We start from the raw sequence: 23173 nt of genomic DNA, 5'->3' as shown, positions 1-23173 counted from the left end.
TTCGCCCGACATGTGACGGGCAGCATTATAGACGCAAAGTCAGCACGAATTGAGCGTTTCTCGCCAGGACCGCTGCAGCGGCGCATGGCAGTGCCTGCCATCTACCGCCTGGCGTCCGCCATCTGCCCCGCAAGCCGCGACTTGACGCCACTGGCCGCCAGCATGCCATGATGCTCACAAGGATCATCCCCATCGATGAAGCAAGGACCACGCCATGTCACCCTCCTCTTCCCAGTCAACGTCTTGCGACCCGACGGCCTCCGCCTCGTTCAGCTCCGAGCAGAACCTGCTGCCCTTGATCGTCGAGCCTGCGCAGCTGCTGCCGCTGCTTGACCACCCGGACATCGTGATCGTCGATGTTCCGCTCAAGGCCGAGAGTCATGCCAGTCATGTGCCCGGTGCACGCCTGCTCGACTTCAAGCGCCTGGTCGGCAGCAACGAGGACGAGATCCCCGGCGTGCCGAGCCCACAGGCGCTGTCCGACATCATGTCCGAGCTGGGCATCACGCGGGACAGCCATGTCGTCGCCTATGACGACGAAGGCGGTGGCTGGGCAGGTCGTCTGCTGTGGACCCTCGCGCTGCTGGGCCATACGCGCTTCAGTTATCTCAACGGCGGTCTGCATGCCTGGCAGGGTGAAGGACTTGCCCTGAGTGAGGCTGCCAGCGAATGGCAGGCCAGCGAATATCACGCCGCCTATGTCGATACCAGCGTGATGGCGACCCGCGAGGACATTCTCGAGCGCCTGTCCGCCGAGGCCCCCGAGGAGAAGGTCGTGGTGTGGGATGCCCGTTCACTGGAGGAGTATCGCGGAGAAAAAGGCCAGAACGCGCGTCTTGGCCATATCCCCGGCGCCGTGCACTTCGAGTGGACCGAGGCCATGGACCGCGAGCGCGACCTGCGCATTCGTGACTATGCCGAGTTGATCACCGAGCTGGGCGCGCGGGGCATCAGTCCCGAGCAGCATGTGGTGACGCACTGCCAGAGCCACCACCGCTCAGGCCTGACCTGGCTGGTGGGGCGTGCACTGGGGTTCGAGGACATTCGCGCCTATCCCGGTTCCTGGAAGGAATGGGGCAATCGCGAGGACACGCCGATAGAACGCTGAGCGGCCGGAGGGGGCTCGCTGCTGCCCCTGCCTGCCCCCGCGCTTGAGCGGCCAATGACGATGGGCTAAGGTGCTGCCAGCCTGCTGGCCGCCATCTCGTTGGTCAGCGCCCGCCCTTCGGGGCGGGCTTCTCTTTTCTGCAAGGATCAACATCGTGGATCGTGCCAAGCTGTTCTCTCTGAGCCAATACCCGTTACCCCAGCACCTGATCTCACGCCTCATCGGGCGCATCGCCGCCTGCGAGAATCCGTGGGTCAAGAACACCTTCATCGAACGTTTCATCAAGGCCTACGACGTCAACATGAGCGAGGCGCTCGAGGAGAATCCGCGCGCCTACGCCTGCTTCAACGACTTCTTCACCCGTGCCCTCAAGCAAGAGGCCCGCCCCATCGAGGAAGGACTCGTCTCGCCTGCCGATGGTGTGCTGTCGCAGTTCGGAGCCATCAGCCACGGCACCCTGGTGCAGGCCAAGGGTCAGGCCTTCTCGCTGACCCAGCTGCTGGGTGGCAGCGAGGAGCGTGCCGCCCCCTTCCGCAACGGCCGCTTCGCTACCGTCTATCTGTCACCGAAGGACTATCACCGCGTCCACATGCCCCTGGCGGGCCGCCTGGTGGAGATGGCCTACGTGCCGGGACGCCTGTTCTCGGTCAATGAAGCCACCGCCACGCATGTGCCGGGCCTCTTCGCCCGCAATGAGCGCCTGGTCTGCATCTTCGAGACCGAACACGGCCCGATGGCCATGGTGCTGGTCGGCGCGATGATCGTCGCGGCGATCAAGACCGTGTGGAGCGGCCAGGTCACGCCACTGTCCGGCGATGTCGAGACGACCCGCTTCGATCAACTCATCGAGCTGGCACGGGGCGCCGAGATGGGTCGCTTCCAGCTCGGCTCCACCGTGGTGATGTGCTTCCCGGACAGCGTCGAGTTCGATGACACCCTGATGCCGGGCCAGAAGGTCAGCATGGGGCAGTCACTCGGCATGCGGCCAGCCTCCTGCGAGTCGCAGGTCGTTGACGAGTCGGCCCTCGGCAATGAGGAAACCTTCGCGCCAGACAGCGAATGACAGGCAGGAGCGCTGCCGAAGGCAATGGATGACACATAAAAAAGGGAAGCCGCCAGGCTTCCCTTTTCAACTGAGGCACCAGTATCAACCGGCCCCCTCTGGCATCCTTGCACGTCAGCATCTCGCCAACGTGCCTGGACATGCCTGTTCGTCCAACTGCGAGTCTTCCTCCCTGAATGGCGTAGTTCTCTTGAGGCTCTACTGCCGGAATCTCTCATGAGCGGCTCCGAGAAGCTCATGCGAGACCCCTGTCGACACCTTGTCACCATGCCCGATGAAAGGCGCCCGACAGCCACTCCTTCGGTCATGTGAATCGCCTCACCCCGTGCCGATCGATGGAGCAGGTACCCAGAGGGAATGTCTGCCCCGCTACGACGCCGGTATGACGACATCAGACTCCCTGTCTGATACCTGCAGTCTAGACGACTCAGATGTCCCTAGCGTGTCAAAGATAAACGCAATTGCTTGCGAGCAACGTGACACCTCAAGCACGTGCTGCCGGAAAGGCAACCACTGCGGCAATATCACGCTCACCCAGTGCCAGCATGATCAGACGATCCAGCCCCAGCGCCACACCACTGCCTGCCGGCATCCCGGCGTGCAAGGCGGCCACCAGGCGATGGTCTGCCGCGACCTGCGGCAGGCCTGCCGCATGACGCTCGGCATTGTCAGCCGCGAAGCGCGATGCCTGCTCGGCGGCATCGGTCAGCTCATCGTAACCGTTGGCCAACTCGATCCCTGCGACATACGCCTCGAAACGCGAGGCCACCCAATCCCCTTCAGCATCCCGATGCTTGCGTGCCAGCGCCGCCTGGGCCGCGGGATAGTCCGTTACCAGCTCCACGGCGCCCTGTCCCAATGTCGGCTCGATCACCAGACTCATCAGCGCATCCAGGCAGGTCTCATGAGACCAGTCACTGGCATCGACAGCGCACTCACGCCCGCATGCCGCGCGCACCTCGTCCAGAGAGGCACTGAACGGGTCCAGTGACAGCACTCGCCGGAAGAGATCACGGTAGGCCGTGACGGCAGGACCAGCCCCTGAGGCGTCTAATGCATCAGAGGTGTCCAGCAGCGACGACTTGCCGGTCAGCTGCGCCCCGAGCGCCATCACGCGCTGGATCAGCTCACAGGTTTCCTCTCTCAGGCCCTCGAGACTCATGCCGGGGCGATACCACTCCAGCATGCAGAACTCCGGATTGTGGCGACGACTGACCTCACCATCGCGGAAGGCGCGCGCGATCTGGAAGATCGGCCCGCTGCCGGCCGCCAGCAGACGCTTCATGTGGAATTCCGGCGAGGTCTGCAGCCACATCGGCACCCGTTCACGCTCACCGGGCAGTTGCAACGACGATGACAACGAGGCCAGCCCCACGTCGGTCGAGCCGGCCTGCCCCAGCACCGGCGTCTCCACCTCCAGCACCTCACGCTCCGCGAAGAAGGCCCGCACCTCATTGATCAGTCGTGCGCGCTGCACGAGACGCTCTCGCGTCGCGGTGGGCGCCCAGTCTTGCGGCAAGGGGGTCTGGGGAGAATCAGAGGGAATATCGACGTCTGACATGGCGAGCTCGACGAGTGGATCAGCAAGGAACAGTGGCCAGCCTGCAGGATTGACCGGCACAAACGATGATGCCCCGCACGAGGCGAGGCATCAGAGGGGTCACGACGTGAGCGAAAAGGCTCAGGCGCGCGAGACGTACTCGGCACTGCGCGTATCGACCTTGAGCACTTCGCCCTGGTTGATGAACAGCGGGACACGCACCACGGCACCGGAAGACAGCGTCGCCGGCTTGGAGCCACCGTTGGCGGTGTCGCCCTTGAGGCCCGGATCCGTCTCGACGACTTCCAGCTCGATGAAGTTCGGCGGAGTCACCGCGATCGCGTTGTCATTCCACAGCGTGATGGTGTAGACGACCTGCTCTTTCAGCCACTTGATGTTGTCGCCCAGCGCCTTGCCATCGACGGCATACTGCTCGAAGGAGCCATCGGTACGCATGAAGTGCCACATTTCCCCGTCGGTGTAGAGGTATTCCATGTCGACTTCCATGACGTCGGCAGCTTCGATGCTCTCACCGGACTTGAACGTCCGCTCCCACACACGACCGGTCTTCAGGTTGCGCAGCTTGACGCGATTGAAGGCCTGCCCCTTGCCCGGCTTGACCAACTCATTGTCAACGATGGCACAGGGGTCATTGTCCAGCATCACTTTCAGACCGGACTTGAATTCGTTGGTAGAATAATTGGCCATCTTGCTCGCTCTCGACTCGTTAACGGGTCTTGCCCGCCATGAATTCCAGATTGCCGCCTCACGGGCAGCAACCATGACTAAGAAGTGATGCGCATGATAACCCGAACCTCGCCATCCTTGCATACCATCACGCATGAGACGTGCGAAAGTCACGATGTGACACCCCTCGCACTCCACTCGAGTCCGCGCGGTGACTGGCGTGCACAGCTGCGCGACGTCATTCGCTCTCCCGAGGCGCTGCTGGACCGCCTGGGACTGGATCACGAATGGCTTCCCGGCGCCAGCGACGGCCATGCCCTGTTCTCGATCCGCGTTCCCGAGGCCTATGCCAGTCGCATCCGCCCCCAAGACCCGAATGACCCGCTGCTGCGTCAGGTGTTGCCACTGGACAGCGAGACGGACGTGCTCGACGGCTATGTCACCGACCCGCTGGAAGAAGCGGAGCACACCCCGCTCCCGGGACTGATCCACAAGTACACCAACCGGGTGCTGCTGATGGCCAGCGGTGGCTGCGCGATCAATTGCCGCTATTGTTTCCGGCGCCATTTTCCCTATGAAGACCACCAGCCCAGCCGCGCGCAATGGCAGGACATTCTCGACTACCTGCGCGCCGATGAGCGCATCCACGAGGTCATCCTCTCGGGTGGCGACCCGCTCGTGTCTCCCGACAGGCGACTGGCCTGGCTGGTGGAATCATTGGGCGAGATACCGCATCTCAAGCGTCTGCGTATCCACACCCGCCTGCCGGTGGTGATACCGGATCGCGTCAATGCCGAGCTGCTGGACTGGCTGAAGGCGACGCGACTGCAGAAGGTGCTGGTCATCCACAGCAACCACGCCAACGAGCTGGACACGGAGGTCGCCGCGGCCATGACACGCCTCAAGGCAGCCGGGGTCACCCTGCTCAACCAGAGCGTCATCCTGCGCGGCGTCAATGACTCGGTGGAAACGCAGACGGCCCTCGCCGAGCGACTGTTCGAGTGCGGGGTGCTGCCCTACTACCTGCATGCCTTCGACCCCGTCCAGGGGGCCGCCCACTTCGCGATCAGCGATGAAGACGCCTGTGCCCTGATGGAGGCACTGCTGGAGCATCTGCCCGGCTTCCTGATGCCACGTCTGGTACGCGAGATCCCCGGGCGCCGCTCCAAGACGCCCCTGAGTGGCGCTCACTCCCCGGGCCACCTCGCAGACCACGCCCAGACTGTCGGCCATGATGACCATCCGGACCCGACGAGAGCCACGCTGATTGCCCGCAGTTGAAATCCACCGATGAGATCAGACCTTGAGGTCAGCACTGCGCCATGCGCGGTGCGCTTGCGAAAATCTGCTACCATCGCGGCCCCATTTCGCTAGAATCGCTGGCCATCATCACCATCGGCACACGCCCCAAGAGGCGTGGCCACGCTCAAGGAGCCCATCACATGCCTCATCTCGTCATTGATTATGCCGACAGTCTGGCCCCCAGCCTCGACATGGACGCGATCATGGATGACCTGCATGCCGCCGCCATGCAAAGCGGCCTGTTCAAGGAAAGCGACATCAAGGTGCGCGCGGAAAGCTGGCGTCACTGGCGCCTGGCGGGCAATCAGGCACCGCTGGCGCACAAGCATGGCTTCGTCAACCTTCACTGCCATCAGCTGGAAGGCCGAAGCGATGACGACAAGTCGCGTCTGGCGGACATCCTGATGGAAGCCCTCAAGCCGCACTGCGAGGCCGCTCGCGAGGTCAGCGTGGAGATCGTCGAGATCACGCGCGCGACCTATCGCAAGCACAAGGCCTGACCCCTCAGGCGATAACGCAAGACGCCCCGCCGGCAGGCTGCCGCGGGGCGTCTTGCGTTATTGCACCTGCCCCGTATATCGCCGTATCCGGGGCTCATGCGCGGTGTTCAGGTCCCTGTCATGGCCTGGGGAACGTGCAGCAGATCGTTCAGACGATGGGCATGCTCGGCAGCCTCACGACCCACGGAGGTCAGATAGCCACCATCGGGCAGCGTGGTCAGGCCCTTGGCGTGCAGACGTTCTGCCGCAGCGACCATGTCAGGACTGGCATCGTGGCGAATCTTCAAGCCCTTGAGGGCGGCGTCATGCGGGAACAGACACAGCAGGTGCAGTTCATCGTCATAGGGTGACGGCATGGGCAAACTCCTGACGGCGTGGCGAATGGCGTTTTGGGAGGGCGACAACAGACAGACTCCGAGTCGTCGGCGTCTGTCACCAGTCTAGTCACCGTGCGCAAAACCACCCTGCTGCTTTGGGACTAGACCCCGTCCCATCCGCCCCGAACATCGAAAACGCCCCCACCGCAACCGCGGTGAGGGCGTTTTCGATGAGGCACCGTCAGGCACTCACTGCAGACTCAGTGCTTGAGGTCCTGCTGGCGGTAGCCCATCAGATAGAGCACGGCATCAAGCCCCAGCGTCGAGATCGACTGACGCGCCTGTTCACGTACCAGCGGCTTGGCGCGGAAGGCGATGCCCAGCCCCGCTTCAGCAAGCATCTTGAGGTCGTTGGCACCATCCCCGACGGCGATGGTCTGCTCCATGCGCAGGCCGTGACGCTCGGCGATCTCGCGCAGCAGCAGCGCCTTGCGCTCGGCATCGACGATAGGCTCACGCACCTCACCGGTCACCTTGCCATCGACGATCACCAGCTCGTTGGCGTGGATCTCATCGAAGCCCAGCAGCTGCTGGAGGTGACGCGCGAAGTAGGTGAAGCCACCGGAGAGAATCGCGGTGCGATAGCCCAACGCCTTGAGATTGGCCATCAGACGCTCGACCCCATCCATCAGCGGCAGGTTGGCGGCGATCTCCGCCAGCACCGACTCGTCCAGCCCCTTGAGCTTGCTCATGCGCTCACGGAAGCTTTCCTGGAAATCCAGCTCACCGCGCATGGCACGCTCGGTGACTTGCGAGACTTCCTCGCCGACCCCATGACGACGCGCCAGCTCATCGATCACCTCGGTCTTGATCAGGGTCGAATCCATGTCGAAGCAGATCAGGCGGCGATGACGACGCCAGATATCGTCTTCCTGGATCGCGATATCGACACCATGCAGCGCGCCCAGCGCCAGCGCCTTCTCGCGCAGCGCATTGATGTCGGTCTCGTGCTCCGGCAGGCGCAGCCAGCACTCGACACAGGCGCCTTCGGCCGGTGACTCGCCATCCAGCGGTTCACGCCCCGACAGGCGATGCATGAGCTCGACGGTGATACCGAATTCCGCCGTCAGGCCGCCGACCTCGGCGAGAATGCCCGCCGGCAGCCGCGGCGCCAGCAGCGTCAGAATCCAGCGCGGGCGCTCCAGCTGATGGCTCCAGCGTGCATATTCCTCGGCGCCGACCTGCACGGCCTGCACATCCAGTCCCAGCTGTTCCCCGGCAGCACTCAGCGCCGCTTCCAGTTCGGACTGCGCCTCCAGTGCCACCAGCGCTTCCAGCGACACAAGCCCGAAGGTCACGCTCTGATTGATATCCAGCAGACGTGCGCCACTGCGGGCCAGCGCCTGACCGAGCCCTGCCAGCTGTCCCGGACGAGCCGCACCGGTGGCGCGGATCAAGATACGTTGTGTCATCGGAAAATCGTTCCTGAGCAATGAATCATCAAGAGGTTACCTCCAGGGCAGCTCGCCACTGGCATCATCAACTGTCTACGGCCAGACGATCGACCTTCTGGAAGCCCTTGGGCAACTTGCTGCCGCGTCGGCCACGCTCGCCACGATAGTAGTCAAGATCCGCCCCCTTGAGCAGCGTCTTGCGCTTGCCGGCGTGCACCACCAGCGTGGCCCCGGCAGGCACGACCACCAGCGAGCGCACGAATTCCTCACGATTGGCGGCGCGTTCGCCCGGAATCGACAGCATCTTGTTGCCCTTGCCCTTGGACATTTCCGGCAACTCGGCGAGCGGGAAGACCAGCAGACGCCCTTCGTTGGACACCACCGCCACTTCCAGCGGCGCGGCATCCCCCTGCGCCGTCTCAGGCACCTCGGGGATCGCCACCGGCGGCAGCACCGCACAGCCGCGCGGCAAGGTCAGCGCCGCCTTGCCGGACTTGTTCTTACCGGTGAGCTGCTCGAGCGTGGTCACGAAGCCATAGCCGCCATCGGAGGCCAGCAGATAGCGCGCGGAAGGCGCATCGAGCAGCAGTCCGACCATCGAAGCCCCCGCCGCCGGATTCATGCGCCCGGTGATCGGCTCGCCCTGCCCGCGCGCACTGGGCAGATTGTGCGCGGCCAGCGTGTAGGCGCGCCCGGTGTCATCCAGCAGCACCAGCGGCTGATTGGTCTTGCCGCGCGCCGCCAGATGGAAGCGATCGCCGGCCTTGTAGGACAGGCCTTCGGGGTCGATATCATGCCCCTTGGCGGCACGGATCCAGCCCTTCTCGGACAGCGCGACGGTGATCGGGTCGGCGCCCATCAGCTCGACTTCCGACAGCGCCTTGGCCTCGCCGCGTTCAACCAGCGGCGAGCGACGTGCATCGCCGAAGTCAGTGGCAGCCTGCTCGAGCTCACTGTCGATCAGGTCCGTCAGGGCCTCGTCATTGCCCAGCAGATGCTTGAGGTGCTTGCGCTCGCGCTTGAGCTCGTCCTGCTCGCCCCGCAGCTTCATCTCTTCGAGGCGTGCCAGGTGACGCAGACGCAGCTCGAGGATCGCCTCGGCCTGACGCTCGGAAAGCTGGAAGGTCTCGATCAGGCTGGCCTTGGGGTCTTCCTCCTCGCGGATGATGCGAATCACCTCGTCGAGATTCAGGTAAGCCGTCAGCAGCCCCTCGAGGATATGCAGACGATCCTCGACCTTGGCCAGACGATGCTCGAGGCGGCGACGCACGGTGGCACGACGATAACGCAGCCACTCGGCCAGCATCTCGTGCAGCGCCATCACGCGCGGGCGACCCTTGAGGTCGATGACGTTCATGTTGACGCGCGCGTTCTTCTCGAGATCCGTGGTGGCGAACAGGTGCGCCATCAGGCCTTCAATATCGACCCGATTGGAGCGCGGCTGAATCAGCAGGCGCGTCGGGTTCTCGTGGTCGGACTCATCGCGCAGGTCCGCGACCATCGGCAGCTTCTTGGCCTGCATCTGGGCGGCGATCTGCTCGATCACCTTGGCGCCGGAGACCTGATACGGCAGCGCCGTGATCACGATATCGCCTTCTTCCAGCACATAGCGGGCACGCATCTTCACGCTGCCACGACCGGTGCGATAGAGCTTGGCGAGGTCGGTGCGCGGCGTGATGATCTCCGCCTCGGTGGGGAAATCCGGTGCCGGCAGGAAGTCCATCAGCTGATCGCTGTCGGAGTCCGGGTTGCGCAGCAGGTGGCGTGTGGCGGCCACGACTTCATGCACGTTGTGTGGCGGAATGTCGGTCGCCATGCCCACCGCGATGCCGGTGGTGCCGTTGAGCAGCACATTGGGCAGACGCGCCGGCAGCACCTTGGGCTCGTTCATGGTGCCATCGAAGTTGGGCACCCAGTCGACGGTGCCCTGGGAGAGCTCGGACAGCAGCACCTCGGAATATTTCGACAGACGCGATTCGGTGTAACGCATGGCCGCGAAGGACTTGGGGTCATCCTGGCTACCCCAGTTGCCCTGCCCATCCACCAGCGGATAGCGATAGCTGAACGGCTGCGCCATCAGCACCATGGCCTCGTAACAGGCGCTGTCACCATGCGGGTGGAACTTGCCCAGCACATCGCCGACGGTACGCGCCGACTTCTTGTACTTGGCGTTGGCCGTCAGGGACAGCTCGCGCATGGCGTAGACGATGCGGCGCTGTACCGGCTTCATGCCATCACCGACATGCGGCAGGGCGCGGTCGAGAATCACGTACATCGAGTAGTCGAGGTACGCCTTTTCGGTGTAGTCACGCAGGGCCAGACGTTCGACGTCACCCTCCGCGACCTGGATATCCATGCTCATGGGCACTTGACCTTGATTACGAGCGTAAAACCGGGGAGCGCCTGACTGTGGCGCTCCCGAAAGAATGCTGTCGCGCAGCTTGTCTGGCTTTCGAAGTTCAACTGCTATCGAAGCCCAGTTGGCTTTCGAAGTTCAAATGGCTGTGAAAGCTCAACCGATGATCAGACCTCGATGTCAGCCATGTTGCCGTAGTCCTCGAGCCAGCTCTTGCGATCACTGGCGCGCTTCTTGGCCAGCAGCATGTCGAGCATCTCGTGGGTGCCGTCATCCGCACTGCGCGTCAGCTGCACCAGGCGGCGAGTGTCCGGTGCCATGGTGGTCTCGCGCAGCTGCAGCGGGTTCATCTCACCCAGCCCCTTGAAGCGCTGCACGTTGGGTGTGCCACGCTTGCTCTCGAGCTGCTTGAGGATGTGCGCCTTCTCGCTCTCGTCCAGGGCGTAATGGACTTCCTTGCCCAGGTCGATGCGGTACAGCGGCGGCATGGCGACGAAGACACGCCCGGCATCCACCAGCGCCGGGAAGTGCCGCACGAACAGCGCGCACAGCAGCGTGGCGATGTGCAGGCCATCGGAGTCGGCATCCGCCAGGATGCAGACCTTGTGGTAGCGCAGCTTGGTGAGATCATCCGAGCCCGGGTCCAGCCCGATGGCGACCGCGATGTCGTGGACTTCCTGGGAGGAGTAGATGTCATGCGACTCGACTTCCCAGGTATTGAGGATCTTGCCGCGCAGCGGCAGGATCGCCTGGGTCTCGCGGTTGCGACCCTGCTTGGCGCTGCCGCCAGCCGAGTCACCCTCGACCAGAAACAGCTCACTGTCGGCAGGGTCGGAGCTTGAACAATCCGAGAGCTTGCCCGGTAGCGCAGGCCCGGAAGTCACCTTCTTGCGCGCGACCTTCTTGGCGCTCTTCAGACGGCGCTGGGCCGCCGAGATCACCAGTTCCGCCAGCGCTTCGGCCTGGTCGACATGATGATTGAGCCACAGCGAGAAGGCGTCCTTGACCACGCCGGAGACGAAGGCCGCGACACTGCGCGAGGACAGGCGCTCCTTGGTCTGGCCGGCGAACTGTGGATCGAGCATCTTCACCGACAGCACGAAGGCGGCGCGCTCCCACAGGTCATCCGCACTCAGCTTGACGCCACGCGGCAGCAGACTGCGGTAGTCACAGAATTCCTTGAGCGCCTCGAGCAGGCCGGAACGCAGGCCATTGACGTGGGTGCCGCCCAGCGGCGTGGGGATCAGGTTGACGTAGGGCTCCTGCACCAGTTCGCCGCCTTCCGGCAGCCACTGGATGGCCCAGTCGACGCCATGCTCCTCATCCTCGAAATGACCGACGAACGGCGATTCCGGCAGTCGCTCGAAACCATCGGTGGCGCCGAGCAGATAGTCGCGCAGGCCATCCTCGTAATGCCAGGCCGTCTCGCTGCCATCCGTCTCGGTCAGCACGACCTTGAGCCCCGGGCACAATACCGCCTTGGCGCGCAGCAGGTGACGCAGGCGCGCCATCGCCAGACGCGGACTGTCGAAGTAGCTCTCGTCCGGCCAGAAACGCACCAGAGTGCCGGTATTGCGCTTGCCGACGGTACCGATCTGACTCAGCTCCTCGACCTTCTCGCCATTCTCGAAGGCAATGCGCTGACGCAGACCCTCACGGCAGACTTCCACCTCAAGGCGTGTCGACAGGGCGTTGACCACCGAGACCCCCACGCCGTGCAGGCCGCCCGAGAAGCGATAGCTGTCCTGGGAGAACTTGCCCCCCGCGTGCAGCTTGGTGAGGATCAGCTCGATCCCGGTCACACCATGCTCGGGGTGGATATCAGTGGGCATGCCACGACCATCATCCGCCACCTCGATACCGCCGTCTTCCAGCAGCTTCACGCGCACTTCCTTCGCGTGACCCGCCAGCGCCTCATCGACGGAGTTGTCGATGACTTCCTGGACCAGGTGGTTGGGCCGAGTGGTATCGGTATACATGCCGGGCCGCTTGCGGACCGGTTCGAGGCCGGAGAGAACCTCGATGGAACTGGCGCTGTACTGACTCATCGCAGCCTTGTGTCCTTGGTGTTGACGTCCGGCAGACGCATCACGGATGGCGATGCTTCTGCCTGATTTTCTGAAGAGAGTCGCCGCTGGCCGAACGATCCGATGACGGATTCATCTTCCTGTCCGGCCCGCACGCCCAACCGTCCTCGACACGTTAGCAGGGTGCGACGTGGAAGGATGTCGCAAGCGACGGGGCCAGACGATGGCCGGCATGCGCCATGATGGCAGGCAGGTACTCCGCCAGTCTGGCAAATCCATGATCCCCTCCCGGCGTGAGGATCAGCCGGCAATCCTGATAGAGGCTTGCGGCATCGTTGACGTCCAATGTCTCGTCCGCCGTGGCAAGCAGCACGAGGGTGCGCTGCGGCGTGACGGGGATCGCTTCCAGTGCGGCCAGCGCCGGCCCGAATGCTTCGGTGACGGTGAAGGACTCGCCGGTATAGGGGTTGGCGTGGGTAGACCCCAGCCATGCCGTGACAAGCCTGACCGGGCGCACGGCTGGATTGATCAATACCGTGCGCGGCCCCTGACGCCATACGCTCTGCTCGCGGCCCTGGGGTCCATCGAGTCGCGCAGCCTCACGCGCGGCAAGCCAGGTGCTCAGAAAGCCACCCATGGAGCTGCCGATCACCACGATGGCGTCGTCACAGGCAGGGTCAGCCGGGTCGAGATCCAACTGCGCGCAGAGCGCCTGGTAGGCCTCCTCCACCACCGCCTGCCCGGCAGCGGGTTGAGGTGGGATGTCAGGCGCGACGCAGGGCAGACCGAATTCGGCGGCCGCACGCTTCATCAACTGCGCCTTGGGCGAGCAACTGGCCGAGTTGAAACCATGCAGGTACAACACGCCCCTGACCGGAGGAACGACAACGCCTGCCTGCGCAGGGTAATGGGGACGGCTCATCAGCGCTCCCGACACGCGCGAACCGAACGGCTCACGCTCGGTTCGCGGCAAGGTGTCTAGTGTAAACGATTGATTCCCATATAGGATAGCGAGAATACTGTATAAATCAACAGAGGATGATCACCTGCGTGATCCCCCGTCAGCGCGGGTCCTGCCCCTGGGCGGCCCACACGGACTCGATCAAGGCACGACTGGAAGCGTCCAGCTGCTCGAAGCCTTCTCCCGTGGTCATGGTCGCTTCCGTCGCGGTGGCGATCTGCTTGCCCAGCTCCACGCCCCACTGATCGAACGGATTGATGTCCCAGATGGTGGCCTGGACGAAGACCTTCTGCTCGTAAAGCGCGATCAGGGCCCCCAGGGTTTCCGGCGTCAGCGCTTCCAGCAGCAGGGTGGTCGAGGGCTGATTGCCACGATAACGCTTGTGATTCGGCTGGGCCTCGTCACCCGGTATCGCGTCATCGCCCAGCATCAGCACGCGCGACTGGGCAAAGCAGTTGGCCAGTGTCAGACGGTGCTGCGCCTTGAGGTGGGCACGGGTCTCGGCGTCCTCGACATGGTCATAGCGACGCATCGGCGCGATGAAGTCACATTCCACTGCCTGGGTACCCTGATGCAGCAGCTGATAGAAGGCATGCTGGGCGTTCGGGCCCAGCTGGCCCCACAGCACCGGGCAGGTGGAGTAATCGACCATCTCGCCATCGTTGGTGACCGACTTGCCGTTGGATTCCATTTCCAGCTGCTCGAGGTAGCTGGCGAAGTATTCCAGGCGGCCGTCGTAGGGCAGGATGGAGTGGGCGCGAATATCGAGGAAGTTGTTGTTCCAGATACCCGCCAGCGCCAGCAATACCGGCAGATTGTCTTCCAGTGGTGCGGTGCGGAAATGTTCATCCAGCTCATGCGCCCCCGCCAGCAGGCGACGGAAGTTGTCCATGCCGACATTGAGCGCGATGGGCAGTCCGATGGTGCCCCACAGCGAGTAGCGCCCGCCGACCCAGTCCCAGAACAGCAGCTGATGTTCCGGCGCGATACCCCACTCGCTCATCTTCTCCGGCTTGGCGGATGCGCCGATGAAGTGCTGGCGATTGATCAGTCCTTCCAGACGGCCTTGCGGGTCAAGGCGCGACTTCAGCCAGTCACGCGCGGTGCGCGCATTGGAGAGCGTGTCGATGGTGGAGAATGACTTGGACGACAGGATGAACAAGGTGGTTTCCGGACTGAAGGACTGCAGGTAGTCCGCCAGCTGTGAGCCATCCATGGTCGAGGCGAAGTGCACGCCGACCTCATGGACGCCCTTGGGACGGCAATCGCTCAGCGCGCTCGAGACCATCAGCGGCCCCAGGTCCGAGCCACCGACCCCCAGATTGACCACATCGGTGATCGGCTTGCCGGTGGCGCCACGCCACTGCCCGCTATGGAAGGTCTCGACCATCTCGGCGAGCCGCTCGAGGCTCTCGTGGATGGCAGGTACCACATCCTCGCCATCCACCTCGAGACTTGCTGAGCGTGGCAGACGCAGGGCCGCGTGCAGGGCCGGGCGATCTTCCGAGCGATTGACGTGCTCACCGGCCAGCAGACGCTTGATGCCCTGCTCGACACCGGTTTCCCGCGCCAGCTCCAGCAGCAGCTCCAGGGTCTCCTGCTTGAGCCGCTGCTTGGAGAGATCCAGGCGCAGGCCCGCGGCAGAACGGGTGAAGGTCGTCACTCGATCGCGCCCTTGCGCCGCATCCTCGGCGAACAGGTCCTTCAGGTGCACATCGGCCATCTGCTCCTGATGATGACGCGCGAGGGCCTGCCAGGCCTGACTGTTACGGCGGGCAGAACGTGCAGACGATGGAGTGGACATGGCCACCTCTCTCCTTGAAGTGTCGCGACCGGCCCTGCGTGGCCCGGTCAGAAATCGGTTGATGGAGGCATCATCGGCAAGCCGCGGCGGGTGCGTCAGGCACCTCGAATGCGTAGAATGGCGGGCCCAGCAGGGCACTCAGCCCAGCCGCTCCCCGGCCAATGGCATGTCGCCCAGGCCCTCTGCCCGATGAAGCCTTGATCCATGAGTGATGCATCTTACCGTGACGCGATATTTACGACACCCCTTGACCGTGTTGCCAGCTTCTCCTTCGACGAACAGGTCGTCAGCTGCTTCCCGGACATGCTGCGCCGTTCGGTGCCGGGGTACGGTCAGATCATCGCCATGCTGGGGCTGATGGCCCGCGCCCACCTGCGCCCTGGCGCACGCGTCTATGATCTGGGCTGCTCGCTGGGGGCTGCCAGCATGGCACTGGCACGTGAGATGGCGGCCCAGGACATCGAGATCGAAGCCGTCGATCTGTCCCGGCCGATGGTCGAGCGCGCCAGCCGCGAGCTCGCCGACGCCTTCCCGGACCATCGCATCAACGTCAGTGAAGCCGATATCCGCACCCTGGAGTACCAGCCTGCCGGAATGATCGTGGTCAACTTCACCCTGCAGTTTCTGCCGCCGCAGGACCGCGACGCCGTGATCGACAAGCTGTTTGCGGCGCTGGAGCCCGGCGGCGTGCTGATCCTGTCCGAGAAGATCATCAGCGACGACCCGGTCGAGAACGCCTGGTTGATCGAGCGCTATCACGACTTCAAGCGCGCCAACGGCTACTCCGACCTCGAGATCTCGCAGAAACGCGAAGCGCTGGAGGACGTGATGAAGCCCGACAGTCTCGCCACTCACCATGCGCGCCTGGCACGCGCCGGCTTCGCGCGCAGCCACACCTGGCTGCAATACCTGAACTTTGCCTCGATGGTCGCTTTCAAAGCCGCCGAATGACCGCTACGCCTGCACGGACCCGACCCAGCGCATGAGCATTTCCCCCTACGATCGTGATCTTTACCGCGCCTTCACCGAGCTTGCCTGTGAGCCAGGCGCCGTCGGTGACGGCTTCGCCCGCTGGCTGGGCGCCCTGCCCGAGCAACTGGCCAAGGGTCTGGACCGCAAGCGCCATGCTGACCTCAAGGCCTGGCACGGGGCACTGGAGAAGCTGCCGACGCTACCTGACGAGCGCGAGGTGCAGCTGGATGCCGACCGTGTCGGTGCATGCTTTCCGACAGGCCTGAGCACGGGGCAGCAACGCCAGAGCGAGAATCTGCTGCGCGCCATGATGCCGTGGCGCAAGGGCCCCTATCAGCTCGACGAGATCCATATCGATACCGAATGGCGCTCCGACTGGAAGTGGCAGCGCCTCGCGCCGCATCTGTCGGATCTCACTCACCGTCGCGTGCTGGATGTCGGGGGCGGCAATGGTTACCACGGCTGGCGCATGGTCGGCGCTGGTGCCGCCTTCACGCTGGTGATCGACCCTTCCCCGCGCTTCTACTGCCAGTTCCATGCCGTGCGTCACTTCATCGGCGCGGATCACCCCCAGGGGCGCAACCTGCACTTCCTGCCGGTGGGCATCGAGGACGTCCCTGCGAAGATGGCCGCCTTCGACACCGTGTTCTCGATGGGGGTGCTCTATCATCGCCCCTCGCCGATGGACCACCTCTTCCAGCTGCGCGATGCCCTGCGCCCCGGCGGCGAACTGGTGCTGGAAACCCTGGTGGTGGAAGGTGACGTGACGACGGTACTGATGCCCGGCGAGCGCTACGCCGCCATGCCCAATGTCTACTTCCTGCCGTCCTCCCGGGCGCTGGCCCACTGGTGTGAGCGCGCCGGTTTCAAGGACGTGCGCATCGTCGATGAAGCGGTGACCACGCTGGATGAGCAACGCTCGACCGACTGGATGACCTATCACTCGCTGAGCGACTTCCTCGACCCTGACGACCCACGCCTGACCCGTGAAGGCCATCCGGCACCACGGCGTGCGGTGCTGATGGCCACGCGCGCCTGATCTGCGCAGCACCTTCTCTCCCAGCGATGTCTGCGTCAGGGCAGACGACACACGTCGGCGGCGCTCATCGAGCACCGCCGTCTTCGTCTCTCGCCTCACACGATGCCCAACCGCCGGGCCTGTCGATACAGATTGCCGCGATCGACCTTGAGCCTGCGCGCGGCCTCTGCCCAGTTGCGATCACTCGCCAGCCAGACCCGCGAGATGTGCTCGCGCTGAAACGCCTCGGTGGCATCACGCAGCCCCAGCGCTTCATCGATGTCCTGCAGGACATGACGCTGCGCCGGGTTCGCTCTCCCCGCCTGAATCGTGCCATGCCCCTCCTGTGCGGCGTGGAGGGCAATGCCACCGGCCTGCTCGTGCGCCACCTCGGCACTCGCCTCCAGCCCCAGCAGCTCCGGCGTGATCACCACCAGCTGACGCCCATCGGCGCGCAGGCGCGTCGGATGAGCCCCCTGCGCCAGCCGCGCATGCAGGGCGGCGCGACTCAGACAGTGCTCCAGCTCACGCACATTGCCGGGCCACGGGTAGTCACACAGCAGACGCTCCGCCGCCGGCGTCAGGCGCAGGTTGCCCAGCCCGAGGCGCGTGCGGTTGTGCTCGAGAAAGGTTCCCGCCAGCGCCAGCAGATCCGCTCGTCCGCGCTCACGCAGCGGCGGTACCCTGAGCGGATAGACACTCAGGCGGTGGTAGAGATCTTCGCGGAAATGCCCGGCGGCGACTTCGGCCTCGAGATCACGATTGGTCGCCGCGATGACGCGCACGTCCACCCTGACCACGCGATCGCTGCCCAGCGGCTGCAATTCACCTTCCTGCAGCACCCGCAGCAGCTTGGGCTGCAGCGCCAGTGGCAGCTCACCGATCTCGTCCAGCAGCAGGGTGCCGCCATCGGCCATCACGAAATGGCCACGGTGATCATGGGACGCGCCGGAGAAGGCCCCTCGCCGATGCCCGAACAGCGCACTCTCGACCAGTTCCGGTGCCAGCGCGGCACAGTTGATGCGCACCAGAGGCCGACTGGCGCGACGCGACGCATCGTGCAACCGCTGGACCACGCCCTCCTTGCCCACCCCGGTCTCGCCCGTCACCAGCACCGTCATGTCGGTATCGGCTACCGCTTCCAGCTGTGCCTCCAGTCTCGCCATCGCTGGCCCGCGCTGCGGACAGGTCCTTTGGGCCTGCGGTGTCATGCCCGGCGCAAGCGCTGCCATGCCGGTCAGCGGAGCGGCCCCACGCTCAAGCCGTGATGCCAGCGCCAGACAGCAGGTGGGCAGCGTCAGCAGGTCATGAAGCTCCTGATGCTCCTGATGCTCCTGCGCCAGGACGTCTGCCAGCTCGGCATCGCCGACCTGCCGTACCTCCAGCGCTTCCAGCGGGGCCAGCACACCAGGTGTCAGCGCATCGAAGGTCATCACGCCCAGCAACCTGTCCCCTTCGCGCAGCGCGATACCCGCACAGTCGTGCACCAGCAAATCCGGCCCATGCACTTCCCCCAACAGGCCATCGAAGGGGTCCGGCAGGTCACTGTCCACCGCGAAGCGATAGACACCGGTGTGCTCGGCAATCGCCTTGAGCCGCGGATGCTCTGACAACGCAAAGCGCCGACCGCGCACCTCGGCAGGTAGCCCATGCGTGGCCAGCGGCAGCAACTCGTCACGCTCCGGCAGATAGCGCATCAGCGTCGCGGCCTCACCGGGCAGACGCTGCATGATCGCGGCCAGCAGACGGGTCCATGGCAAGGCACGCCGCTTGCCGCCCTCCTCTTCCGTCAACCAGGCAGCAAGCCAGGCGTTCAGGGCGGCAAGGGGCGTATCATTGCGTGGCAAGGGAGTCTCGGGCATGCGGGATTCCTGACGTCAGTCAACCGGAAATGGCGGGCGAGGTACTGGGTGATGAGCACGCGGCTCACGCGACGGCGTGTCGCAAGACATCGTCATGGCGACAGATGATGTCATCATGACACGCAAGATGTCATCTTGACACATTCTCACGTCGTGTATTTTTCACATCACCACTCTCGGGGACGCATGGATACTGGCCTGACGAGTTGGCATGGCCCTTGCTCTCTTCATGGCGACATTCATCACGAGGTACCGTCATGCTGACCAACGCCCAGGAAGACCTGATCGCCGCCACCGCTCCCGTCGTCGCCGAGCACCTCAACGCCATTACCGCGCGCTTCTATCCGCTGATGTTCGAGCGCTATCCCGAAGTGAAGCCGCTGTTCAATCAGACGCACCAGGCCAGTGGTGGTCAGGCCCGTGCGCTGGCCGGCGCCGTGCTCGCCTATGTCGGCGCACGCCACTCGCGTGAGGCGGTGGACCGCCTGCTCGCGCCCGTGGTCAGCAAGCACGTCTCGCTCAATATCCTGCCCGAGCACTACCCCATCGTCGGCGAGTGCCTGATGGCCGCCATCGGTGAGGTGCTGGGAGACGCCGTCACGCCGGAGATCGCCGACGCCTGGGGCGCCCTCTACGGAGAGCTGGCCGCCGTGCTGATCGCCGCCGAGCAGGGCCGCTACGACAGCTTCGCTGCCACTCGCGGCGGCTGGCAGGGGCTGCGCCGCTTTCGCATCGTGCGCACGGAGGACGAGAGCCGCGAGATTCGCTCGCTGTACCTGGCGCCAGTGGAAGGGCCGATGTTCTCCTTCCTGCCGGGCCAGTACATCGGCATGCGCCTGACGACGCCGCAGGGCGTGATCCATCGCCACTACAGCCTGTCACACGCACCGGACGAGCGCTTCTGCCGTATCTCGGTCAAGCGTGAAGACCACGGCCAGTCCAGCCAGTATCTGCATGCGCTGAACGTGGGTGACGAGATCGATCTGCTGCCGCCGGCCGGCGAGCTGACCTTCGAGCATGCCGCGCCCCAGAGCCCCGAGGCCCCGGTACTGCTGCTGTCTGCCGGGGTCGGCCAGACACCGATGCTCTCGCTGCTGGAGGCAGCGCTCGCGGCGGGCCGTCAGGTGATCTATCTGCATGCGGCCCGCAATCCCGAGGTACATGCCTTCGACACCACGCTGCAATCACTGGTCGCGCAGTATCCTGAGCAGCTGCATTATCAGGTCTGCTACGAGAAGGCTGACACTCTGCCGACGCATGCGCACCTGGGCATCATCGAGCGCGACTGGCTGGCACGTCAGATTGCCGCGACAGGTGCCAGTGCCGAGTCCCTGCAGGCCTTCGTGATCGGTCCGCATGGCTTCATGCAGAGCATGATCCAGCATCTCAATCGCATCGGCGTACCGCTCACCCAGTGCCATCACGAGCACTTCGGCCCCTCCGCACCGCTTGCCATCGACGCCGCTGCCGGCTGATGCGCTGACGTGGCCCGCACCATGCAAAAAGCCCCCATCGCCTTGCGGCCATGGGGGCTTCTGCGTTCTCCGGCTTCATATCCAGCAGGCCGTGTTGTTATCGCGTGTCCAGCGTTGTTGTTATCGGGTCATGCGACGGAGTCGACCGTGCCGGCCCGACTCCGTTACCGCGACTCATGTTGCCAAGACTCTGTTGCAAAGACTTAGTTGCCACGGCCCAGCAGCTCACGCACGTCGCGGGCTTCCCAGTGCGGGAAGTGCTTGCGTACCAGCGCGTTGAGATCGGCTTCAAACGCGGCCCAATCGGTCTGCTGCGTGGTTGCCTGCGTGCCGGAGCGGCCCACGCCACGAATCATGCCCGCGCCGACGGTCACGTTGCTCAGACGATCGATGACGATGAAGCTGCCGGTGCCCGGGCTTGAACGGTAGTCGTCCACCGGCACCGACTGGGTCAGCTCGAGCTGGACGCGGCCGATGGCGTTCAGTGCCAGGCTGTCGCCCTCGTGATGCTCCAGCGTGTTGACGTCGTAGAGGTAATCGATGGCACTGACCTGCCCGGTCAGATCACGGGTCGCCAGCTTGATATCGTACTGACGGCCCGGTTGCAGCGGCTTCTCATGCATCCAGACGACATCCGCTTCCAGCGCATTGGAGAGCGGCAGTTCGGCGTCTGCCGCCACCAGCCAGTCACCGCGCGAGATGTCGATCTCGTCATCAAGCGTCAGTGTGATGGCCTGGCCCGGATAGGCGATCTCTAGGTCGCCATCGAAGGTGACGATGCGCTCGATGGTCGAGATCTTGCCGGACGGCAGCACCTTGACGCTGTCACCCGGACGCACGACACCGGCCGCCAGCGTGCCGCAATAGCCACGGAAATCGAGGTTGGGACGATTGACGTACTGCACCGGGAAGCGCAGATCGCTGAGGTTCTGATCGCGAGTCAGTTCGACGGTTTCCAGCACCTCCAGCAGCGACGGTCCGGCCTGACCATCGACGGTGTACCAGTCGAGTGACGGGCTGCGATTGACGACGTTGTCGCCCTTGAGCGCAGACATCGGCACGAAGCGGATATCCGGTGCATTCAACTTGTCGGCGAATTCCTGATACTCGGCGACGATCTCGTTGAAGCGCGCCTCGGAGTAGTCGACCAGATCCATCTTGTTGACCGCGATCACCAGATGCTGGATACCCAGCAGGTCGGCGATGAAGCTGTGACGACGGGTCTGGGTCTGCACGCCGTAGCGCGCATCGATCAGGATGATCGCCAGGCTCGCGGACGAGGCACCGGTGGCCATGTTGCGGGTGTACTGCTCATGCCCCGGGGTATCGGCGATGATGAACTTGCGCTTGTCGGTCGAGAAGAAGCGATAGGCGACATCGATGGTGATGCCCTGCTCACGCTCGGACTGCAGGCCATCGACCAGCAGGGCCAGATCGACTTCATCACCGGTGGTGCCGCTGGTCTTGGAGGCCTGGGTGATGGAGGCCAGCTGATCTTCATAGATCAGCTTGGAGTCGAACAGCAGACGACCGATCAGGGTCGACTTGCCGTCATCGACGCTACCGCAGGTGATGAAGCGCAGCAGGTCCTTGCGCTCGTGCTCTTGCAGATAGGCTTCGATATCCGCGGAAATCTTGTCTGACGCGTGGGACACACTCTTCTCCTTGCCGCTGTCATGGGCCTGATGAGCTGGCGAGCCAGTATCACGAGCCAGTGTCTCGTGAGGCTGCGAGCCGATTCATCGGGCGAATTGTTCGTTCAGGTCATCAAGCACGAGGCGGAATCAGCAGGATGGGGCCTCGTGAGGCAATGGGCCTAGCGAGAATTGGCGACTAGAAATACCCTTCGCGCTTCTTCTTCTCCATGGAGCCTGCCTGATCGTGATCGATGGCACGACCGGAGCGCTCACTGGTACGGGTCAGCAGCATTTCCTGGATGATTTCCGGCAGGGTCGCGGCGGTGGATTCCACGGCGCCGGTCAGCGGGTAGCACCCCAGGGTGCGGAAGCGCACGGACTTCATCTCCGGCACTTCGCCGTCCTTGAGCGGCAGACGGTCGTCATCGACCATGATGTCGAGGCCATCACGCTTCACCACCGGACGCACGGCGGAGTAGTAGAGCGGCACGATCTTGATGGACTCGAGGTAGATGTACTGCCAGATGTCCAGCTCGGTCCAGTTGGAGAGCGGGAAGACGCGGATGGACTCGCCCTTGTTGATCTTGGAGTTGTAGATGTTCCACAGCTCCGGGCGCTGATTCTTGGGGTCCCAGCGGTGGTACTGGTCACGGAAGGAGTAGACACGCTCTTTCGCGCGTGAGGCTTCCTCGTCACGACGCGCACCGCCGAAGGCCGCATCGAATCCATGCTTGTCCAGCGCCTGCTTCAGCGACTGGGTCTTCATGATATCGGTGTACTTGGCGCTGCCGTGCTCGAACGGGTTGATGTTCGCCTCGACACCTTCCTGATTGATGTGCTCGATCAATTCCATGCCGACTTCCGCGGCCATCTCATCGCGGAACTTGATCATCTCCTGGAATTTCCAGGTGGTGTTGACGTGCATCAGGGGGAACGGCGGCACGCCCGGCGCGAAGGCCTTGCGCGCCAGGTGCAGCATCACGGCGGAGTCCTTGCCGATGGAGTAGAGCATGACCGGATTGGAGAACTCGGCCGCCACTTCACGAATGATGTGGATGGACTCGGCCTCGAGCTGCTTGAGGTGGGTCTG

At 64.0% G+C, this 23173-nt stretch carries 18 protein-coding genes; 7 read left to right on the top strand and 11 right to left on the bottom strand.

Annotated elements, in window-relative coordinates; genetic code table 11:
• Positions 1 to 214 precede the first annotated feature (214 nt).
• Both HXS66_RS15540 and asd read left to right on the top strand, forming a co-directional pair.
• Positions 215 to 1108 (top strand): sulfurtransferase, encoded by an 894-nt coding sequence (locus HXS66_RS15540; protein ID WP_077374227.1) that lies wholly within the window; start codon positions 215 to 217, stop codon positions 1106 to 1108.
• Between the two features lie 154 nt (positions 1109 to 1262).
• Positions 1263 to 2171, top strand: a complete 909-nt coding sequence (asd, locus tag HXS66_RS15535; protein WP_176503993.1) for an archaetidylserine decarboxylase — start codon at positions 1263 to 1265, stop codon at positions 2169 to 2171.
• 484 nt (positions 2172 to 2655) lie between these two features.
• Here asd and epmA read toward each other — a convergent pair whose 3' ends face one another.
• Both epmA and efp read right to left on the bottom strand, forming a co-directional pair.
• Positions 2656 to 3732: an EF-P lysine aminoacylase EpmA gene (epmA, locus tag HXS66_RS15530; protein ID WP_373996133.1), complete on the bottom strand. Its 1077-nt coding sequence runs from the start codon at positions 3730 to 3732 to the stop codon at positions 2656 to 2658.
• A 120-nt stretch (positions 3733 to 3852) separates the two neighbouring features.
• Positions 3853 to 4419 carry an elongation factor P gene (efp, locus tag HXS66_RS15525; protein ID WP_077374233.1) on the bottom strand — a complete coding sequence of 189 codons (567 nt, stop codon included), beginning with the start codon at positions 4417 to 4419 and terminating at the stop codon, positions 3853 to 3855.
• A 93-nt stretch (positions 4420 to 4512) separates the two neighbouring features.
• Between efp and epmB the strand changes: the two genes are divergently transcribed.
• Positions 4513 to 5679: an EF-P beta-lysylation protein EpmB gene (epmB, locus tag HXS66_RS15520; protein WP_176503992.1), complete on the top strand. Its 1167-nt coding sequence runs from the start codon at positions 4513 to 4515 to the stop codon at positions 5677 to 5679.
• A gap of 161 nt (positions 5680 to 5840) precedes the next feature.
• On the top strand, positions 5841 to 6200 hold the full coding sequence (locus HXS66_RS15515) for a 5-carboxymethyl-2-hydroxymuconate Delta-isomerase (RefSeq protein ID WP_077374236.1): 360 nt from the start codon (positions 5841 to 5843) through the stop codon (positions 6198 to 6200).
• A 107-nt stretch (positions 6201 to 6307) separates the two neighbouring features.
• Here the strand turns inward: HXS66_RS15515 and HXS66_RS15510 are convergent, their stop codons facing one another.
• The 6 genes from HXS66_RS15510 to pgi all read right to left on the bottom strand — a co-directional run bounded on the left by HXS66_RS15510 (position 6308) and on the right by pgi (position 15119).
• Positions 6308 to 6556 carry a TIGR02647 family protein gene (locus HXS66_RS15510; protein WP_077374239.1) on the bottom strand — a complete coding sequence of 83 codons (249 nt, stop codon included), beginning with the start codon at positions 6554 to 6556 and terminating at the stop codon, positions 6308 to 6310.
• A gap of 221 nt (positions 6557 to 6777) precedes the next feature.
• Complete coding sequence (serB, locus tag HXS66_RS15505) at positions 6778 to 7989, bottom strand: phosphoserine phosphatase SerB (RefSeq protein ID WP_077374242.1); 1212 nt, start codon at positions 7987 to 7989, stop codon at positions 6778 to 6780.
• Positions 7990 to 8056: 67 nt separating this feature from the next.
• A complete protein-coding gene (parC, locus tag HXS66_RS15500) occupies positions 8057 to 10333 on the bottom strand; it encodes a DNA topoisomerase IV subunit A (RefSeq protein WP_077374245.1) in 2277 nt (758 codons plus the stop codon).
• Positions 10334 to 10494: 161 nt separating this feature from the next.
• On the bottom strand, positions 10495 to 12375 hold the full coding sequence (parE, locus tag HXS66_RS15495) for a DNA topoisomerase IV subunit B (RefSeq protein WP_077374248.1): 1881 nt from the start codon (positions 12373 to 12375) through the stop codon (positions 10495 to 10497).
• Between the two features lie 154 nt (positions 12376 to 12529).
• The gene (locus HXS66_RS15490; RefSeq protein ID WP_077374251.1) at positions 12530 to 13276 is read right to left on the bottom strand and encodes a YqiA/YcfP family alpha/beta fold hydrolase; all 747 of its coding nucleotides are present in this window, start codon (positions 13274 to 13276) and stop codon (positions 12530 to 12532) included.
• Positions 13277 to 13415: 139 nt separating this feature from the next.
• Positions 13416 to 15119: a glucose-6-phosphate isomerase gene (pgi, locus tag HXS66_RS15485; RefSeq protein ID WP_084208205.1), complete on the bottom strand. Its 1704-nt coding sequence runs from the start codon at positions 15117 to 15119 to the stop codon at positions 13416 to 13418.
• 204 nt (positions 15120 to 15323) lie between these two features.
• On the opposite strand from pgi, the gene cmoA reads away from it, so the two are divergent.
• Both cmoA and cmoB read left to right on the top strand, forming a co-directional pair.
• Positions 15324 to 16070, top strand: a complete 747-nt coding sequence (gene cmoA / locus HXS66_RS15480) for a carboxy-S-adenosyl-L-methionine synthase CmoA (protein WP_176503991.1) — start codon at positions 15324 to 15326, stop codon at positions 16068 to 16070.
• A gap of 31 nt (positions 16071 to 16101) precedes the next feature.
• Positions 16102 to 17130, top strand: coding sequence for a tRNA 5-methoxyuridine(34)/uridine 5-oxyacetic acid(34) synthase CmoB (cmoB, locus tag HXS66_RS15475; protein WP_176503990.1), 1029 nt, complete (start codon positions 16102 to 16104; stop codon positions 17128 to 17130).
• A gap of 95 nt (positions 17131 to 17225) precedes the next feature.
• On the opposite strand, the gene norR is transcribed toward cmoB, so the two are convergent.
• Entirely contained in the window at positions 17226 to 18971 is a 1746-nt protein-coding gene (gene norR, locus HXS66_RS15470; RefSeq protein WP_176503989.1) for a nitric oxide reductase transcriptional regulator NorR, read from the bottom strand.
• Positions 18972 to 19228: 257 nt separating this feature from the next.
• On the opposite strand from norR, the gene HXS66_RS15465 reads away from it, so the two are divergent.
• Positions 19229 to 20446: a globin domain-containing protein gene (locus HXS66_RS15465; RefSeq protein ID WP_176503988.1), complete on the top strand. Its 1218-nt coding sequence runs from the start codon at positions 19229 to 19231 to the stop codon at positions 20444 to 20446.
• Between the two features lie 203 nt (positions 20447 to 20649).
• On the opposite strand, the gene cysN is transcribed toward HXS66_RS15465, so the two are convergent.
• Together cysN and cysD are read right to left on the bottom strand one after the other, a co-directional pair.
• Positions 20650 to 22101, bottom strand: coding sequence for a sulfate adenylyltransferase subunit CysN (gene cysN, locus HXS66_RS15460; protein ID WP_084208200.1), 1452 nt, complete (start codon positions 22099 to 22101; stop codon positions 20650 to 20652).
• Between the two features lie 178 nt (positions 22102 to 22279).
• Positions 22280 to 23173: sulfate adenylyltransferase subunit CysD (gene cysD, locus HXS66_RS15455; protein WP_255303303.1), on the bottom strand; the 894-nt coding region annotated here is incomplete at its 5' end.

This window comes from Cobetia sp. 5-11-6-3 (assembly GCF_013374055.1).
Classification (GTDB): domain Bacteria; phylum Pseudomonadota; class Gammaproteobacteria; order Pseudomonadales; family Halomonadaceae; genus Cobetia; species Cobetia marina.
The sequence above is the reverse complement of the archived record's forward strand: the minus strand, read 5'-3'. Positions and strand labels throughout refer to the sequence as shown.

Excerpts from the sequence above, each read along its gene's own strand:
- HXS66_RS15540 (WP_077374227.1), top strand. The coding sequence starts at position 215 with ATGTCACCCTCCTCTTCCCAGTCAACGTCTTGCGACCCGACGGCCTCC.
- epmA (WP_373996133.1), bottom strand. The coding sequence starts at position 3,732 with ATGTCAGACGTCGATATTCCCTCTGATTCTCCCCAGACCCCCTTGCCG.
- efp (WP_077374233.1), bottom strand. The coding sequence starts at position 4,419 with ATGGCCAATTATTCTACCAACGAATTCAAGTCCGGTCTGAAAGTGATG.
- epmB (WP_176503992.1), top strand. The coding sequence starts at position 4,513 with ATGATAACCCGAACCTCGCCATCCTTGCATACCATCACGCATGAGACG.
- HXS66_RS15515 (WP_077374236.1), top strand. The coding sequence starts at position 5,841 with ATGCCTCATCTCGTCATTGATTATGCCGACAGTCTGGCCCCCAGCCTC.
- HXS66_RS15510 (WP_077374239.1), bottom strand. The coding sequence starts at position 6,556 with ATGCCGTCACCCTATGACGATGAACTGCACCTGCTGTGTCTGTTCCCG.
- serB (WP_077374242.1), bottom strand. The coding sequence starts at position 7,989 with ATGACACAACGTATCTTGATCCGCGCCACCGGTGCGGCTCGTCCGGGA.
- parC (WP_077374245.1), bottom strand. The coding sequence starts at position 10,333 with ATGAGCATGGATATCCAGGTCGCGGAGGGTGACGTCGAACGTCTGGCC.
- parE (WP_077374248.1), bottom strand. The coding sequence starts at position 12,375 with ATGAGTCAGTACAGCGCCAGTTCCATCGAGGTTCTCTCCGGCCTCGAA.
- HXS66_RS15490 (WP_077374251.1), bottom strand. The coding sequence starts at position 13,276 with ATGAGCCGTCCCCATTACCCTGCGCAGGCAGGCGTTGTCGTTCCTCCG.
- pgi (WP_084208205.1), bottom strand. The coding sequence starts at position 15,119 with ATGTCCACTCCATCGTCTGCACGTTCTGCCCGCCGTAACAGTCAGGCC.
- cmoA (WP_176503991.1), top strand. The coding sequence starts at position 15,324 with ATGAGTGATGCATCTTACCGTGACGCGATATTTACGACACCCCTTGAC.
- cmoB (WP_176503990.1), top strand. The coding sequence starts at position 16,102 with ATGAGCATTTCCCCCTACGATCGTGATCTTTACCGCGCCTTCACCGAG.
- norR (WP_176503989.1), bottom strand. The coding sequence starts at position 18,971 with ATGCCCGAGACTCCCTTGCCACGCAATGATACGCCCCTTGCCGCCCTG.
- HXS66_RS15465 (WP_176503988.1), top strand. The coding sequence starts at position 19,229 with ATGCTGACCAACGCCCAGGAAGACCTGATCGCCGCCACCGCTCCCGTC.